We start from the raw sequence: 16,724 nt of genomic DNA, 5'->3' as shown, positions 1-16,724 counted from the left end.
TCCCACATACGAATCCCCCAAGGAGAAGAACATGGCCGAGATCACTGCCGCCCTCGTGAAGGAACTTCGCGAGCGTTCGGGCGTCGGCATGATGGACTGCAAGAAGGCGCTGGTCGAAAACGACGGCAACATCGAAGCAGCGATCGACTGGCTCCGCGCCAAGGGCCTGTCCAAGGCCGCCAAGAAGGCCGACCGCGTCGCCGCCGAGGGCCTGGTCGCCGTGGCGTCCAAGGAAGACGGCAAGGGCGAAGTCGCCGCCGCCATCGAGTTCAATGCGGAAACCGACTTCGTCGCCCGTAACGAACTGTTCCAGAACGCCGCCAAGTCGTTCGCCCAGCTGGGCCTGGAGCATCACACCGTCGAGGCCCTGCACGGCGCCGAACTGGAAGCCGGCAAGACGGTCCAGGACGAAGTGACCAACATGATCGCCACCATCGGCGAGAACATGCAGCTGCGCCGCGCCGCCCGTCTGTCGGTGTCGGAAGGCGTCGTCTCGACCTATGTCCACAACGCGGTTTCGCCGGGCGTGGGCCGTATCGGCGTGCTGGTCGCCCTGGAAGGCGAGGGCGACAAGACCGCCCTGCGCGAACTGGGCCGCAAGATCGCCATGCACGTCGCCGCGACCGCCCCGCTGTCGCTGAACACGGACGACCTGGACCCGGCCGCCATCGAGAAGGAACGCACCGTCCTGACCGAAAAGGCCAAGGAAGAAGGCCGTCCCGAAGCCATGATCGCCAAGATCGTGGAAGGCCAGATCAACAAGTTCCAGAAGGACGTGGTGCTGTCCAAGCAGCCGTTCGTCATGGACCCGGACCTGACCATCGAACAGCTGGTCGCCAACTCGGCCAAGGAACTGGGCTCCTCCAACCTGCACCTGGCCGGCTTCGTCCGTCTGGCGCTGGGTGAAGGCGTCGAGAAGGTCGAAGGCCCCGACTTCGCGTCGGAAGTCGCCTCGATGATGGGCGGCAACTAAGCAGTCTTCCCCTCATTCGTGAGGGTTTTGTATCAGAAGGGCGCGTTCGGCTTTGATGGCCGGCGCGCCCTTCGTCTATAAGAAGTCGCCTGATTCAAAAGGCGCCGCATTCAAACGGACCCCCGCCGCATGCCCGACGCCCCCGCCAATTTTCGCTACAAGCGCGTCCTGCTCAAGGTCTCCGGCGAAGTCCTGATGGGCGATCAGGCCTTCGGCGTCGACATGAAGACCGTGGACACCGTGGCCAAGGCCGTGGCCCAGGTCGCGGCCGAGGGCGTGGAAATCTGTCTGGTGATCGGCGGCGGCAACATCTTCCGCGGCCTGTCCAAGGCGGCGGCGGGCATGGAGCGCGCCCAGGCCGACTATATGGGCATGCTGGCCACCATCATGAACGCCCTGGCCATGCAGTCGGCGCTGGAGAAGATCGGCGTCTCGACCCGCGTGCAGAGCGCCATTCCGATGGCCGCCATCGCCGAACCCTACATCCGCCGCCGCGCCCTGCGTCATCTCGAGAAGGGCCGCGTGGTCATCTTCGCCGCCGGCGTCGGCGCGCCCTTCTTCACGACGGATTCGGGCGCCGCCCTTCGCGCGGCCGAAATGGGCTGCGACGCCCTGCTGAAGGGCACCAGCGTTGACGGCGTCTATACGGCGGACCCCAAGAAGGATCCGACCGCGACCCGCTACGAGACCCTGACCTATCAGGAGGTTCTGGCCCAGGATCTGCGGGTGATGGACGCTTCCGCCATCGCCATGATGCGCGACACGGGTATTCCGATCGTGGTCTTCTCGATCCGCGAAGACGACTCCCTGCGCCGCGCCCTGACCGGCGAGGGCACCTGCACCATCATCCAGGACCGCGCCTGATCGTTCGACGATCCGTTGAAGACAAGAGAGACCAAGACCATGGCCAAGCCCGAAGTGAAAACCTATCGCGACCGCATGGAGAAGGCGGTCGTGGCGCTGAAGGAAGAGTTCAGCGGCCTGCGCACCGGACGGGCCAACGCCGGCTTGCTGGAGCCCGTGCGGGTCGAGGCCTATGGATCGGCTTCGCCGCTGTCGGCCGTCGCCGCCATCAGCGTGCCCGAGCCGCGGATGATCTCCGTCAACGTCTGGGACAAGGGCATGGTGGTCGCGGTCGAAAAGGCCATTCGCAACGCCAACCTGGGCCTGAACCCCATCGTCGACGGACAGACCCTGCGCATCCCCGTGCCGCCGCTGACCGAGGAGCGCCGCAAGGACCTGGTCAAGCTCGCCGGCAAGTACACCGAGCAACAGAAGATCGCCGTGCGCAACGTGCGCCGCGACGCCAACGACGATCTGAAGAAGGCCGAGAAGGCGGGCGAGATCAGCCAGGACGAACAGAAGAAGCTGGAGGCGGACATCCAGAAGGAGACGGACGCCGCCATCAAGCGCATCGACGAGGCCTTGAAGACCAAGGAACAAGAGATCATGCAGGTCTGAGGCGGAACGGCTTGGGTCTGAAGGGACGGAACGACAGATGACGGCAGACCGCGCCGCGCCTTCGAGCTCGCGTTCCGATGGACCACGCCATGTCGCCATCATCATGGACGGCAACGGCCGCTGGGCGAGCGCCCGGGGCCTGCCGCGCGCCATGGGACATCGCGAGGGGGTCCAGGCGCTGAAGCGCACGATCCAGGCCGCGCCCGATTTCGGCATCGAATGCCTGACCGTCTTCGGCTTCTCGACCGAGAACTGGAGCCGTCCGGCCGAGGAGGTCTCGGACCTGATGGGGCTGGTGCGGACCTATGTGGCCAGTGATCTGGCGCGGCTGGAGAAGGCGGGCGTGCGCCTGCGCATTCTCGGCCGCCGCGACGGACTGCCGTCCGACATCGCCGCCATCATCGAAAAGGCCGAGCGCCAGACCGCCCACAACGACCGGTTCATGCTTCAGGTCGCCTTCAACTACGGCGGCCGGGCCGATCTGGTCGACGCCGCGCGTCGCCACATGCAAAGACTGCTGGCGGGCGAGACGGTCGAGCCGATCGATGAAGACACCCTGGCCGCCGGCCTGGCCACGGCGGGATCGCCGCCGCTGGATCTGATCGTCCGCACCTCGGGCGAGCAGCGCCTGTCGAACTTCCTGCTGTGGGAAGCCGCCTACGCCGAACTGGTGTTCCAGGACATCCTGTGGCCCGACTATGGGCCGAAGGCGCTGGGGGAGGCGGTCGCCGCCTTCGCCCAACGCGAACGCCGCTACGGCGGGCGAGAGGACGCGCCCGCGCGCGTGTCGGCCTGATGGCGGTCAAGGGGCGGGATATCGCCTTGAGGGCGGCCTCGGCCGCCGTCCTGGCGCCGGCGGCGGTGGCCGCCACCTGGTTCGGGGGCGTCTGGTTCCTGGCGCTGATGCTGGCCGCCTGCGTCGTCCTGGCCTTCGAATGGGGCGCCATGAGCGCGCCCAAGGCTCCGCGTCCCGTCGGACTGGCGGTGGCCCTGGCCGTCGTGGCCGCCGTCGTCAGCGCCTATTTCGGCGTCATGTCGGTCGCCTTCGTCATCCTGGTGTTCGGCGCCGCCGCTGCGGGGCTCTATGCCCGAAGTCGAGCCCAACAGGCCGTGGATGCGGCCTATGGCGTGCTTTATCTGGGTTGGCCCTCGGTGCTGCTGATCTGGCTGCGCGACGGGGACGGCGCGGTCGGTCTGCACTGGACGGCGCTTGTCTTCGCTGTGACCTGGTCGGCGGACATCCTGGCCTATCTGGCGGGTTCGACCCTGGGCGGGCCGAAGCTGTGGCCGCGTTATTCGCCCAACAAGACCTGGTCCGGCTTCGTCGGCGGCATTCTGGCGGGCGCGGTCGCCGGTGCGGCGCTGACGGCCTGGTTCGACATGGGCCGCCTGACCATCTTCTGGGGCGCGATCCTGGGCCTGGCGGCCGCGCTGGCCACCATGGGCGGCGATCTGTGGGAGTCGGGGCTGAAGCGCCGGTTCGGCGTCAAGGACGCGGGCAACACCATCCCCGGCCACGGCGGCCTGCTGGACCGGGTGGACGGGTTGATGTTCGCGGTCGTGGTGGTGGCGGCGGGACGTCTGCTGGTGGTTCTGCTGGAAAAGGGCGCGTCTTGATCCGTCGCCGCGTCACGGTTCTGGGCTCCACCGGCTCGGTCGGCTCGTCGACCCTGGACCTGATGGAACAGGCCGAGGCCACCGGCACGGGGGCCTTCGAGGTCGAGGCCCTGACGGGCGGCGCCAATATCGCCAAACTGGCCGAGCAGGCGCGGCGCTGGAAGCCGAAACTGGCGGTGACGGCCGACCCGAAGAGGCTGACCGATCTGCGCGACGCCCTGGCGGGAACCGGCGTGGCGGCGGCGGCGGGCGAGGACGCCATTGTGGAGGCGGCGACGCGGCCGGCCGACTGGATCATGGCGTCCATCGTCGGGGCCGCAGGGTTGAAGTCGGCCTGGGCGGCGGCCGAAACGGGCGCCATCCTGGCCTTGGCCAACAAGGAAAGCCTGGTCTGCTGCGGCCCGGCCCTGATCGAGCGCGTTCGACGGGCCGGGGGGCGGCTGATCCCGGTCGATTCCGAACATTCCGCCATCTTCCAGGTGTTTCCGGCCGATGCGCCCGAGCAGGTGTCGAAACTGGTGCTCACCGCCTCGGGCGGGCCGTTCCGCCAGACCCCGCGCGCCCAGATGACCGGGATCACGCCCGAACAGGCCGTCGCCCATCCGAACTGGAGCATGGGGGCCAAGATTTCGGTCGACAGCGCCACCATGGCCAACAAGGGCCTGGAGATGATCGAGGCGGCCTATCTGTTCGCCATGCCGGCGGAGCGGATCGACGTCGTGGTCCACCCCGAATCGATCATCCACAGCCTTGTGGAATATGTGGATGGTTCGACTCTGGCCCAGATGGGGCCGCCGGACATGCGCACGCCGATCGCCTGCGCCCTGGCCTGGCCCCATCGCATCGCCTGGCCCGCGCCGAAGCTGGACCTGGCGGCTCTGGGGCGGTTGACGTTCGAAGCGCCCGATCTGGCGCGGTTTCCGGCCCTGGATCTGGCGCGTCAGGCCCTGCAGGCGGGGGGGGCGGCGCCCGCCGTGTTCAACGCCGCCAACGAGGTCGCGGCCTTTGCATTTCTTGACCGCAAGCTGGCCTTTCTCAATATTGCCGCAGTCGTCGCCGAAACCCTTGATCGTGCGACGAAGGCGGGGATGGTTTTCGGCTCTGGAGACGCCTGTGGCGCGGCCCTTTCGGTCGATGCCCAGGCCCGTCTGATGGCCGGAACCATAATCGCCGGACTGGCGAACGCGGCCTGATCGGCCAGGGGAGACGATTTTACAATGCTGGGCGCTCTGGGTCAGATCCTGATCTACATCGTGCCGTTCCTGCTGGTGCTGACCTTCATCGTCACCATTCATGAGCTGGGTCACTTCCTCGTCGCCCGCGCCTTCGGCGTGAAGGTGGACCGTTTCGCCATCGGTTTCGGCAAGGCGATCTTCAGCCGCACCGACCGGCACGGCATCGAATGGCGGCTCGGCTGGATGCCGCTGGGCGGGTATGTCAAATTCTCGGGCGATCTGGACGCTTCCAGCGTGCCGGATCAGGCGGGCCTGGCCGAACTGCGCCAGCGGGTGATCGCCGAGGGCGGGCCGGGGGCTGAGCGCGACTATTTCCACTTCAAGCCCGTTTGGCAGCGCGCCCTGATCGTCGTGGCCGGGCCCGCCGCCAACTTCCTGCTGGCCATCACCATTTTCGCGATCGTCTTCATGAGCGTGGGCGCGCAACTACGGCCCGCCCGCGTGGCCCAGGTCCAGGCCGGTTCGCCCGCCGCCGCCGCCGGCTTCCAGGTCGGCGACCTGATCACAGGGGTGAACGGCAAGGCGATCAAGGACGGCGGAGAGGTGACGCGCACCGTCATGCTGTCGACCGGCGATCCCGTCCGATTCACCGTCGAACGTGCGCAGCAGGTGGTGGAGCTGACCGCCGTTCCCGAGCGTCGCGAAGAGAACGATCCCATCGCCGGGCGGGTCAAGGTCGGCCGGATCGGCCTGGGGCTCGCGCCTGCGCCGGGCGATCTGCGTCATGTTCGCTATGGGCCTGTGGACGCCGTGGTCGAAGGCGTGCGCCAGACCCGCGACGTCGTCGGTTCGACCCTGACCTACCTGGGGCGTCTGGCGACGGGGCGGGAGTCGGGCGACCAGTTCAGCGGTCCGTTGGGCATCGCCAAGGCGACCGGTTCGCTGACGACGGCGGCGGTGGAGGCCAATCCGGCGCCCGAGGCCATCGCAATCAACCTTCTGCTCACCCTGACAACCTTCGCCGCCATACTTTCGATCGGAATCGGCTTTCTAAATCTCTTGCCCATCCCTGTGCTGGACGGCGGACATCTGCTTTTCTACGGCTATGAAGCCATAGTGCGGCGGCCCGTTGCGGCGCGGTATCAGGAGATGGGCTATCGCGCAGGTCTTGCGCTTCTGGCGGGATTTATGTTGTTCGCGACGTGGAACGACCTACAGAAGCTCAACATCTTCCAATTCCTCGGCGGGCTCGTCTCGTGAGCCGACGCCAGCCCCCGATGGTTTCCAGAATGAACGACATGACATCACGCGCCGCCGTCCGACTGGGCGCCCGATCCAGCCTCCTCGCGCTGGCTGTCGCCGCAGGCTTCGCCGCCCCGGCCCTGGCCCAGACTGCAGGGGCTCCTGCGGCGCCCGCGCCCGCCGGCGAACAGCCGCCGCGCGTCGAGATCGCCGCGCCCCAGTCGCTGACGGTCAATCGCATCCTGGTTCAGGGCGCGCAGCGGATCGACCAGACCACGGTCCTGTCCTATCTGCCGATCCGCCCCGGCGACACGGTCGACGCCGCCGTTCTGGATGTCGCGGTTCGCACCCTGTCACGCACCGGCCTGTTCGCCGACGTGCAGCTGGGCGTGCAGAACGGCGACCTCATCGTCCAGATCGTCGAGAACCCGATCATCAACCAGGTGGTGTTCGAGGGGAACAGCGCCCTGTCGCAGGACAAGCTGACCAAGGAGGTCACGCTTCAGCCGCGCGGCATCTACACCCGCGCCAAGGTGCAGGAAGATGTCGGCGCCATCGTCGAACTGTATCGCCTGCAGGGCCGCATCTCGGCGACCGTGACGCCGAAACTGGTTCAGCTGGAACAGAACCGCGTCGATGTGATCTTCGAGATCAACGAAGGCCCCCAGACCGGCATCAGCGCCATCAACATCCTGGGCAACCACGCGTTTTCCGACAACGACGTGCGCGGCGTCATGGTGACCGAGCGGTCGCAATGGTGGAAGTTCTTCTCCAGCAACGACAACTATGATCCGAACCGCCTAGATTACGACCAGGAGCAGCTGCGGAAATTCTATACGAACCGCGGCTACTACGACTTCCGCATCGTCTCGTCGGTGGCCGAGCTGCAGCCTGACGATCAGGCGTTCCAACTGACCCTGACCCTGAACGAGGGCGACAAGTACAACTTCGGCAAGGTCGACGTCATCACCCAGAATGACCGCCTCAACGCCGAATTCCTCAAGGCGCTTGTGCCGATCCGCGAAGGCCAGCTCTACGAGAGCGACAAGATCGAACAGGCGGTCGACGCCCTGACCTTCGCCGCCGGTTCGGCCGGTTACGCCTTCGTCGAGATCAATCCGACCTATCGCGCCAACCCCGACACCGACACGGTGGATGTGACCTTCAATGTGTCCGAGGGGCAGCGCGTCTATATCGACCGCATCAATGTGGTCGGAAACACCCGCACCATCGACCCGGTCATCCGCCGCGAACTGATGCTGACCGAAGGCGACGCCTTCAACCGCGCCCTGATGGAGCGCTCGCGCAACAATCTGCGCGCGCTCGGCTTCTTCAAGGACGTGACGATCGAGGAAACGCGCGGCAGCGCGCCCGACCGTTCGGTCATCAACGTCAACGTCCAGGAACAGCCGACCGGGGAACTGTCCGTCGGCGCAGGCTTCAGCTCGGTCGACTCCTTCACGGTCAACCTGGGCATTTCCGAGCGGAACTTCCGCGGGCGCGGCCAGAACGTCGTCGCGCGTCTTGAATGGGGCTCGCTGCGTCAGCAGGTCGATTTCCGCTTCACCGAACCCAAGTTCCTGGGCCGCGACCTTCGGGCGGGCTGGGATCTGTTCCACTCGCGATATGACCTGAGCAAATATTCGTCCTACGACTACCGTTCGACCGGCGGCGGCCTGCGCCTGTCCTATCCGTTGAACGGCAATATGCTGCTCAGCACCCGCTACTTCCTGAAATCGGACGAGATCATCGTCCCGACCGGCTACTGCAACGCGACCGGCAGCGGCTCTTCGGCCCTGTGCGACCAGGTCGGCAGCTATATCAACTCGTCCGTCGGCTACACGCTTCAGATGAACTACACCAACGACCCGGTTCGCCCGACGCGCGGCTGGTCGGGCTCGCTGCGTCAGGACCTGGCCGGTCTCGGCGGCGACGTGAACTATGTGAAGACCGAAGCTGATGCAGCCTGGTACTATGGCTTCTCGCCGCGCTGGGTCGTCAGCGTCCAGGGCTCGACCGGCTATGTCAGCGGCTGGAACGGCGATCCTATCCGCATCAACGACCGCTTCTTCAAGGGCGGCAACAGCTTCCGCGGCTTCGAGACCGCCGGGATGGGGCCGCGCGACCTGCGGACGACCGACGCCCTGGGCGGCAACTTCTACGCCATCGGCACCGTCGAACTGACCCTGCCGAACTATCTGCCCGAGCAGTACGGCATCAAGACCTCGCTGTTCGCCGACGTCGGCACCCTGGGCGTGCTGGATGATCGCTACAAGTTGACAACGACCGGCACGGTCAACACCAATATCGCCGATGAGTTGTCTCTGCGGGCGTCGGCCGGCGTCAGCATTCACTGGAAATCGCCGATGGGCCCCATCCGGTTCGACATCTCCAAGGTCCTGTCCAAGGAAGACTACGACAAGACGGAATCCTTCCGCTTCTCGACCTCCACCCAGTTCTAAGCCCGCGACGCAAAAGCGCACGCACGAGGAAGTCCCATGAAAGCTCTGATCATCGCCGCCACGGCCGCCGCCACCCTGGTCGCCACCGCCGCCTCGGCCCAACAGGCCGCTGCACCCGCTAACCCCGGTCCGGTCATCCCGGGCGTCTGCGTCTATTACAACGCCCGTCTGCTGGCGCAGTCGGCCGCCGGCCAGGCCGTCGAGGCGCGCATGCAGCAACTGGCGCAGGAAGTTCAGGGCGAACTCCAGCCCTACGCCACCGCGCTTCAGACCGAAGCCCAGCAGCTTCAGACCTCGGGCGCCAGCCTGCCGGCCGACCAACTGCAACAGCGCCGCCAGGCCCTGCAGCAGCGCGCCCAGGAAGCGCAACAGCTGGAAGGCACGCGCGAAAACGAACTGCGCTACACCCTGGCCATGCAACGCCAGGCCATCACCGAGGCTGTGTCGCCGATCCTGACCGCCCTGTACCAGGAGAAGGGCTGCGGCCTGCTGCTGGACCGCGAGAGCGTCTTCATGATGAACCCGGCCATGGATCTGACCGATACGGCGATCCAGCGCCTGAACACGGCCCTGCCGACCCTGTCGTTCAACCGTATGGCCGTCCCGGCCCAGCAGTCGCAACAGCCGGCCGCCGCCAACTAAGTTCGACATGCCCGACACCCGCTTTTTTCAAACCCTGTCTCCTCTGACCGTCGCCGAATTGGCGGGTCAGATAGGGGGCGAGGTCGAGAGGGGCGGGGACCGGACCATCGCCTCGGTCGCGCCCCTGTCCTCTGCGGACGGGGGCGCGATCGCGTTTCTGGGCGACCGCAAATTCGCCGCTGCGCTGGCGGGGACCCGAGCGGGTTGCGTGATCGTGCCGGCCGAGGCCGTGGAGTCGGCGCCCGCTGAAGCCGCCGTCATCGTCTCTCGCACGCCCCAGGCGTCCTGGGCCATGGCCTCGGCCTTGCTGCACCGTCCGGAGACGCTGGACCGGGCTATCCAGGCCTCCGAGGCGGCCGAGGACGACAGCGTCGTCATCGAGCCCGGCGTCGTGCTGGGCTGGGGCGTCCGCATCGGACGCGGCACGCGTATCTGCGCCAACACCGTCATCGGTCCGGGCGTTCAGATCGGCCGCGACTGCGTGATCGGTTCGAACGTCACCGTCGGCTTCGCCCTGATCGGCGACCGGGTGAAACTGTACGCCGGCGCACGGATCGGCGAGGCGGGCTTCGGCGCCACCGGCACCGCCGCCGGCGCCATGGATATTCCCCAACTGGGGCGTGTCATTCTGCAAGACGGGGTGACGGTCGGCGCCAACTCCTGCATCGATCGCGGGGCCTATGATGACACGGTCATCGGCGAGAACACCAAGATCGATAATCTGGTCATGGTGGGCCACAACTGCGTCATCGGCCGCAACAATCTGATGGCCGCCAACACCGGGATTTCCGGCTCCGTGACCAGCGGCGACAACGTCATCTTCGGCGGCAAGGCGGGGATCGGCGACCACATCACCATCGGCGAAGGCGCGCGGGTCGCGGCCGGCGCCGGGGTGCTGGCGAACATTCCGGCGGGCGAGACCTGGTCCGGTTATCCGGCCCGTCCGATCCGACAGTTCTTGCGCGAAACCATCTGGCTCGCCAAACAGGCCTCTTCAAAGAAGGCCCCGAAGGAATCATAGGGATGAGCGAAGACGGCAAGATCGATTACGCCGAGGTGATGCGGCGGCTGCCGCACCGTTACCCCTTCCTGCTGGTGGACAAGGCCGAGGCCTTCGTGCCCCGGACCTCCATCGTGGGCGTCAAGAACGTCACCCACAACGAGCCCTTCTTCCAGGGTCATTTCCCGATCGATCCGGTCATGCCCGGCGTGCTGATCGTCGAGGCCATGGCCCAGACGGGCGCCCTGCTGATGTCCAAGACCCTGGACGTGGCCGTGGCCGACAAGGTCATCATGTTCATGTCCATCGACGGCGTGCGCTTCCGCAAGCCGGCGCGGCCGGGCGACCAGCTGCGCATGGAGGTCAAGGTGATCAAGGCGCGCGGCGACGCCTACAAGTTCCGCGGCGAGACCTTCATCGACGGCAAACTGGCCGCCGAGGCCGAATTCATGGCCATGGTCGTGACCGTGCCCCCTCCAGCGACAGAGCCCGCCGCCTGATGACCATCCACCCCACCGCCCTGATCGACGCCACAGCGACCCTGGCCGACGGGGTCGAGGTCGGGCCCTGGTGCACCGTCGGGCCGAACGTGGTCCTGAGCGAGGGCGTGCGTCTGGTCAGCCATGTGGTGGTTCAACAGGACACGACCGTGGGCGCCGGGACGGTGATCCATCCGTTCGCCGTCATCGGCGGCGACCCTCAGCACAACGGCTACAAGGGCGAGCCGGTGCGGCTGGAGATCGGCGAGAACAACCTGATCCGCGAGCACTGCACCTTCAACCGGGGCACGCCCCAGGGGACGGGCGTGACCGTCGTCGGCTCCAACAACCTGTTCATGACCGGCGCCCACGTGGGCCACGACTGCGTGGTCGGAAGCAATCTCGTGATGGCCAACAACGCCACCCTGGGCGGCCATGCTCATATCGGCGACAAGGTCTTCCTGGGGGGGCTGTGCGCCGTCCACCAGAACGGCCGTGTGGGGCAGGGAGCGATCATCGGCGGTCTGGCCGCCGTGACCCGCGACGTCATCCCCTATGGCTCGGCCTGGGGCAATCATGCGCGGCTGCGCGGGCTGAACCTGATCGGGCTGAAGCGCAAGGGCTACGGCAAGGATCAGGTGCGGCGGCTGTTGGCCGCCTATCGCGATCTGTTCGAGGGCCAGGGCGAGTTCGCCGGCCGGATCGACGGCGTGGCCCAGGCCTATGCCGATCTGCCCGAGATCATGGAGATCATCGCCTTCATCCGCGACGGCGGGCGGCGTCCGCTGTGTCTGCCGAACGCGGAATGAGCCCTTCCGGAAAGCTGGGCCTGATCGCCGGCGGCGGCGACCTGCCGGCGGCCGTCGCGGCGCGGTGCGACGCCGAGGGACGGCCGGTCTTCATCATCCGTCTGGCCGGGTTCGCCGACCCCCATCTGACCCGCTGGCCCGGCGCCGACTTCGGCATGGCCCAGATCGGAGCCATACTGAAGGCGCTGAAGGCCGAGGCCTGCACGACGGTCTGTCTGGCGGGAATCGTCAACCGGCCGGATTTCAAGAGCCTGAAGCCGGACTTCAAGGGCGCGACCCTGCTGCCGGGGATCGTCGCAGCGGCGACCCAGGGCGATGACGCCCTGTTGCGCAAGATCCTCTCGATCTTTGAGGCCGAAGGGTTCGCGGTCGAAGGCGCTGATGACATCCTGGGCGGCGAAACCCTGGCGTCGGGGGCTTTGGGCGCTGTGACGCCGACGCCGGAGCAGGTCGCCGATCTAAGAAAGGCGCTGTACGTCGCCGAAAAATCGGGCGAACTGGATATCGGCCAGGGCGCGGTCGTCTGCGACGGGCTGGTGCTGGCGGTCGAGGCCCAGGAGGGCACGGACGCCATGTTGCACCGGGTGGCGGGCCTGCCGGCCGATCTCCGCGGTTCGGCGTCGGCCCCCAAGGGGGCGCTGGGCAAGGCGCCCAAGCCGATCCAGGACCTGCGTGTGGACATGCCGGTGATCGGGCCGCGCACGGTCGAGCTGGCGGCGGCGGCGGGCCTGGCGGGCATCGCCGGCGTGACCGGGCGGCTGATCCTGATCGACCGTCCGGCTATAGTGGCGGCTGCGGACCGGCTGGGTCTGTTCGTCTGGGGTGAAGACCGATGAGCCGTCCGTTGAAGATCATGCTGGTGGCGGCCGAGGCCTCAGGCGATGCGCTCGGCGCCGGCCTGGCCCAGGCGCTCCGGAAGCGGCTTGGCGACACGGTGAGCTTCGTCGGCGTCGGCGGCCCCCGTATGGCGGCGGAGGGCGTCGTCAGTCCGTTTGATATCGCCGAACTGTCGATCCTGGGCTGGATCGAGGGCCTGCGCGCCTATGGCATGGTCCGGCGCCGGGTTCGGGAGACGGCGGCCCTGGCCGCGCGCGAACAGCCGGACGCGGTGGTGCTGATCGACAGCTGGGGCTTCACCATCCGGGTGGCCGAGGCGATCCGCGCCGCCCGGCCGGACGTGCCGCTGATCAAATATGTCGGCCCCCAGGTCTGGGCGTCGCGCCCCAGTCGGGCCAAGACCCTGGCGGGCGCCGTGGATCACCTGCTGGCGCTGTACAGCTTCGATGCGCCCTGGTTCGAGCGTGCGGGCCTGCCCACGACGGTCGTCGGCTCGTCGGCCCTGCATGTGGATATGGACAGCGCGGACGGCGCCGCCTTCCGCGCACGGCGGGGAATCGCCGCCGATGCAAAACTGCTGCTGATCCTGCCGGGCAGTCGGCCCGCCGAGATCGCGCGCATGACGCCCGTCTATGAGGCGACGATCCGCAGGTTGAAGGCCGCCGATCCCGGTCTGGCTGTGGCCGTGGTGGCTGCGGGCACCGTGGCCAAGGATGTCACCAGCCGCGTCTCCGCCTGGCCGTTTCGGGTCCATCTGGTCGATGAGGCCGAGAAATATGACGCCATGCGGGCCGCGACGGCCGCCCTGGCCACAAGCGGAACGGTCTCGACGGAACTGGCGCTGGCCGGAACGCCGATGGTCATCGCCTATCGGATCGGCGCGCTCAGCTATGAGCTGATGAAGCGGGTGGTGACGGCGAAACACATCACCCTGTTCAATATCGCCGCTGACGCGCGCATCGCGCCCGAGTTCATCCAGAACGAAGCGTCGCCGGATATCCTGGCGCCTGCGGTCCAACGGCTTCTGGCCGACCATGAGGCGGCGGCCGATCAGGCGCGGCGTCAGACCGCGGCGCTGGATCTGATGGGCCGCGGCGGCCCGGATCCGTCGGCCCTGGCCGCTGACGCGGTCCTGCAAGTCATTGAAGCCAAGCGGGGCGGCTGATCTCGGGGCGGCCGCCCCCAAACAAAAACGCCGGGGATGTCTCCCCGGCGTCTTGCATTTCAAGCCTGTGGTGCTCGATCAGCCGCGCTGGTCGATCGCCACATAATCGCGTTGGGTCGGGCCCGTGTAGAGCTGGCGCGGACGGCCGATCTTCTGCGACGGATCCGCCATCATTTCCTGCCACTGGGCGATCCAGCCCACGGTGCGGGCCAGGGCGAACAGGACGGTGAACATGGTGGTGGGGAAGCCCATGGCCGACAGGGTGATGCCCGAATAGAAGTCGACGTTCGGGAACAGCTTGCGCGAGGTGAAGTATTCGTCCGACAGGGCGACCTTCTCCAGCTCCTTGGCGACCAGGAACAGCGGGTCGTTCTCGCGGCCCGTGGCGGCCAGGACTTCATAGGCCGACTGCTGCATGACCTTGGCGCGCGGGTCGTAGTTCTTGTACACGCGGTGCCCGAAGCCCATCAGCTTGTACTTGCGGTCCTTCACGCCCTGGATGAACTCGGGAATCTTGTCGGGCGTGCCGATTTCCTTGAGCATGTTGAGCGCCTCTTCATTGGCGCCGCCGTGCGACGGGCCCCACAGGCAGGCGATGCCGGCGGCGATACAGGCGAACGGGTTCGCGCCCGACGAACCGGCCAGACGGACGGTCGAGGTCGAGGCGTTCTGCTCGTGGTCGGCGTGCAGGGTGAAGATGCGGTCCATGGCGCGAACCAGGGCCGGATCGACGTTATAGTCCTCGGCCGGCACGGCGAAGCACATGCGCAGGAAGTTCTCGGCGTAGGACAGGTCGTTGCGCGGCGAGATGAACGGCTGGCCGACGTGGTACTTGTAGGCGCGGGCCGCGATGGTCGGCATCTTGGCGATCAGGCGGATGGCCGAGATGTCGCGCTGGACCGGATCATGGATGTCCAGGCTGTCATGATAGAAGGCCGACAGGGCCCCCACGGTGCCGACCATGATCGCCATGGGATGGGCGTCGCGGCGGAAGCCCTCGAAGAAGCGGTCGAACTGGGCGTGCAGCATCGTGTGCATGGTGATGCTGTTTTCGAACTTTTCGTACTGCGCCGCAGTCGGCAGTTCGCCGTGCAGCAGCAGGTGGCAGACCTCCACGAAGTTCGACTTCGACGCCAACTGGTCGATCGGGTAGCCGCGGTGCAGAAGCACGCCGGCGTCGCCGTCGATATAGGTCAGGGCTGACTCGCACGCGGCGGTGGAGGTGAAGCCCGGGTCGAAGGTGAAGGCGCCCGTACCCGCGTACATCTTGCGGATATCGATGACATCCGGGCCGGTGGAGCCCGAAAGGACCGGAAGCTCGATGGTCTTGCCCTCGAAGGACAGGGTCGCCGAGCCGGCGGTTTTGGCTTGTTCAGTCATGAATGCCCCTTTGCATCACACGTCCAGGCGCGGGGAGGCGTCGGCCGCTTTTTTGGTTGTGGGTGATCACTTAGTCTGTTGCAGCGCATCATCCAAGCGCCCGAGACTTTCGTCGCGCCCAAGAGCGGACAAAGTTCGTGCGATATCGGGTGAAGTTGACCCTGCGGTAAGGGCCGTTCGCACCGGCGGACCGATCTTGCCGAAGCCGACCTCTTCGGATTCGGCGAAGCTCTTGAGCTCGGCTTCCAGGGCGAAGACATCCCAGGACTGGAACAGCGTCAGCCGGTCCCGCAGACGGCCGAGGCGGTCCAGGGTTTCGCCCGAGAGCAGGACGCGCGCCTTGTCGTCCAGCGCGAGGGGGCGGCTCTTCAGCACGAATTCGGTCTGGTCGGCCAGGTCCAGCACGGTCTTGGCGCGGTCCTTGACGAAGGGCATGGCGCGTTGGAGCCTGGCCTCGTCGTCTTCGGCGATGACGCGACCGCGTTGCAGGTGGACATCCAGGGTCAGCTTGGCGAGGCGTTCGTCCGCCGCGAGACGCAGCCAGTGGGAATTGACGTGGGCCAGCTTGTCGAAATCGAGCCGGGCCGGGGCCTTGCCGATGCCGGCCAGGTCGAACCATTCCACCGCCTGGGCGTCGCTGAACAGTTCGTCGTCGCCATGGGCCCAGCCCAGCCGGGCCAGATAGTTGCGCATGGCCTCGGGCAGATAGCCCATTTCGGCGTATTCATGAACCGCCTGGGCGCCGTGGCGCTTCGACAGTTTGGCGCCGTCTGGGCCGTGAATCAGCGGGATGTGGGCGAAGGTCGGCCGAATCCAGCCCAGGGCGTCGTAGATCAGGCTCTGGCGTGCGGCGTTGTTCAGGTGGTCGTCGCCGCGGATGACGTGGGTCACGCCCATATCGTGGTCATCGACCACGACGGCGAGATTGTAGGTCGGGGCCCCGTCCGAGCGCAGAAGGACCAGGTCGTCGAGGTCGTTCGTCGACCAACTGACCGCGCCCTGAACCTCGTCCGCCACGGTCACGGTCGTGGATTGCGGGCGGCGAAAACGCACGACGTGAGGCAGGGCCAGGTCATCGACGGTCGGCGCGCGGTCGCGCCACGGCGACTCGAAGGCGCGACGTTCGGCCTTGGCGGCGTCCCGCAGTCGGCCGGTCTCCTCGGCCGTGGTGAAATCGCGATAGGCGTGGCCGGTCTCAAGCAACTGGTCCACCACCTCGCGGTGGCGGTCGGCGCGGCTGTACTGGAAAACCGGTTCCTCGTCGGCGAACAGCTCCAACCAGCTGAGCCCGTCGAAGATGGCCTTGACGGCCTCGTCGGTGGACCGCTCGCGGTCCGTGTCCTCGATGCGGATCAGGAAACGCCCTGCGTGTTGTTTGGCGTACAGCCAGTTGAACAAGGCGGTTCTCGCTCCGCCGATATGCAGATAGCCTGTCGGCGAGGGGGCGAAGCGCGTGACGACAGTCGAGGAAGGTGAGGTCAT

The 16,724-nt window shown here is 66.9% G+C and carries 16 protein-coding genes; 14 read left to right on the top strand and 2 right to left on the bottom strand.

Features of this window, described 5'->3' with window-relative positions:
- Window positions 1-31 precede the first annotated feature (31 nt).
- The 14 genes from tsf (at window position 32) to lpxB (ending at window position 13,862) form a co-directional block, all read left to right on the top strand.
- Window positions 32-973, top strand: coding sequence for a translation elongation factor Ts (gene tsf / locus AC07NC_RS15015; protein WP_494570009.1), 942 nt, complete (start codon window positions 32-34; stop codon window positions 971-973).
- 129 nt (window positions 974-1,102) lie between these two features.
- On the top strand, window positions 1,103-1,837 hold the full coding sequence (gene pyrH, locus AC07NC_RS15010; protein ID WP_008263497.1) for a UMP kinase: 735 nt from the start codon (window positions 1,103-1,105) through the stop codon (window positions 1,835-1,837).
- 39 nt (window positions 1,838-1,876) lie between these two features.
- A complete protein-coding gene (frr, locus tag AC07NC_RS15005; RefSeq protein ID WP_008263615.1) occupies window positions 1,877-2,434 on the top strand; it encodes a ribosome recycling factor in 558 nt (185 codons plus the stop codon).
- Window positions 2,435-2,471: 37 nt separating this feature from the next.
- A complete protein-coding gene (gene uppS, locus AC07NC_RS15000; protein ID WP_035307337.1) occupies window positions 2,472-3,230 on the top strand; it encodes a polyprenyl diphosphate synthase in 759 nt (252 codons plus the stop codon).
- Window positions 3,230-4,051: a phosphatidate cytidylyltransferase gene (locus tag AC07NC_RS14995; RefSeq protein WP_494570008.1), complete on the top strand. Its 822-nt coding sequence runs from the start codon at window positions 3,230-3,232 to the stop codon at window positions 4,049-4,051. The genes uppS and AC07NC_RS14995 overlap by 1 nt, the downstream gene beginning before the upstream one ends.
- Window positions 4,048-5,244, top strand: coding sequence for a 1-deoxy-D-xylulose-5-phosphate reductoisomerase (gene dxr / locus AC07NC_RS14990; RefSeq protein WP_494570007.1), 1,197 nt, complete (start codon window positions 4,048-4,050; stop codon window positions 5,242-5,244). The genes AC07NC_RS14995 and dxr overlap by 4 nt, the downstream gene beginning before the upstream one ends.
- 24 nt (window positions 5,245-5,268) lie before the next feature.
- Complete coding sequence (locus AC07NC_RS14985; RefSeq protein WP_494570006.1) at window positions 5,269-6,486, top strand: M50 family metallopeptidase; 1,218 nt, start codon at window positions 5,269-5,271, stop codon at window positions 6,484-6,486.
- Between the two features lie 38 nt (window positions 6,487-6,524).
- The gene (bamA, locus tag AC07NC_RS14980; protein WP_197019730.1) at window positions 6,525-8,930 is read left to right on the top strand and encodes an outer membrane protein assembly factor BamA; all 2,406 of its coding nucleotides are present in this window, start codon (window positions 6,525-6,527) and stop codon (window positions 8,928-8,930) included.
- Window positions 8,931-8,966: 36 nt separating this feature from the next.
- Complete coding sequence (locus AC07NC_RS14975; protein WP_035307349.1) at window positions 8,967-9,572, top strand: OmpH/Skp family outer membrane protein; 606 nt, start codon at window positions 8,967-8,969, stop codon at window positions 9,570-9,572.
- Window positions 9,573-9,579: 7 nt separating this feature from the next.
- Entirely contained in the window at window positions 9,580-10,593 is a 1,014-nt protein-coding gene (gene lpxD / locus AC07NC_RS14970; protein WP_494570005.1) for a UDP-3-O-(3-hydroxymyristoyl)glucosamine N-acyltransferase, read from the top strand.
- Between the two features lie 2 nt (window positions 10,594-10,595).
- Window positions 10,596-11,072 carry a 3-hydroxyacyl-ACP dehydratase FabZ gene (fabZ, locus tag AC07NC_RS14965; protein ID WP_494570004.1) on the top strand — a complete coding sequence of 159 codons (477 nt, stop codon included), beginning with the start codon at window positions 10,596-10,598 and terminating at the stop codon, window positions 11,070-11,072.
- On the top strand, window positions 11,072-11,860 hold the full coding sequence (lpxA, locus tag AC07NC_RS14960) for an acyl-ACP--UDP-N-acetylglucosamine O-acyltransferase (protein ID WP_494570003.1): 789 nt from the start codon (window positions 11,072-11,074) through the stop codon (window positions 11,858-11,860). The genes fabZ and lpxA overlap by 1 nt, the downstream gene beginning before the upstream one ends.
- On the top strand, window positions 11,857-12,696 hold the full coding sequence (lpxI, locus tag AC07NC_RS14955; protein WP_494570002.1) for a UDP-2,3-diacylglucosamine diphosphatase: 840 nt from the start codon (window positions 11,857-11,859) through the stop codon (window positions 12,694-12,696). The genes lpxA and lpxI overlap by 4 nt, the downstream gene beginning before the upstream one ends.
- Window positions 12,693-13,862 (top strand): lipid-A-disaccharide synthase, encoded by a 1,170-nt coding sequence (gene lpxB, locus AC07NC_RS14950; RefSeq protein WP_494570001.1) that lies wholly within the window; start codon window positions 12,693-12,695, stop codon window positions 13,860-13,862. The genes lpxI and lpxB overlap by 4 nt, the downstream gene beginning before the upstream one ends.
- A gap of 78 nt (window positions 13,863-13,940) precedes the next feature.
- Here lpxB and gltA read toward each other — a convergent pair whose 3' ends face one another.
- Together gltA and gltX are read right to left on the bottom strand one after the other, a co-directional pair.
- Complete coding sequence (gene gltA, locus AC07NC_RS14945; protein WP_008261264.1) at window positions 13,941-15,242, bottom strand: citrate synthase; 1,302 nt, start codon at window positions 15,240-15,242, stop codon at window positions 13,941-13,943.
- A 66-nt stretch (window positions 15,243-15,308) separates the two neighbouring features.
- Window positions 15,309-16,724 carry a glutamate--tRNA ligase gene (gene gltX / locus AC07NC_RS14940; RefSeq protein ID WP_494570000.1) on the bottom strand — a complete coding sequence of 472 codons (1,416 nt, stop codon included), beginning with the start codon at window positions 16,722-16,724 and terminating at the stop codon, window positions 15,309-15,311.

The sequence above is a fragment of the Brevundimonas sp. GW821-FHT10A07 genome, from assembly GCF_059415785.1.
This window is presented reverse-complemented; position numbering and strand designations above follow the sequence as displayed.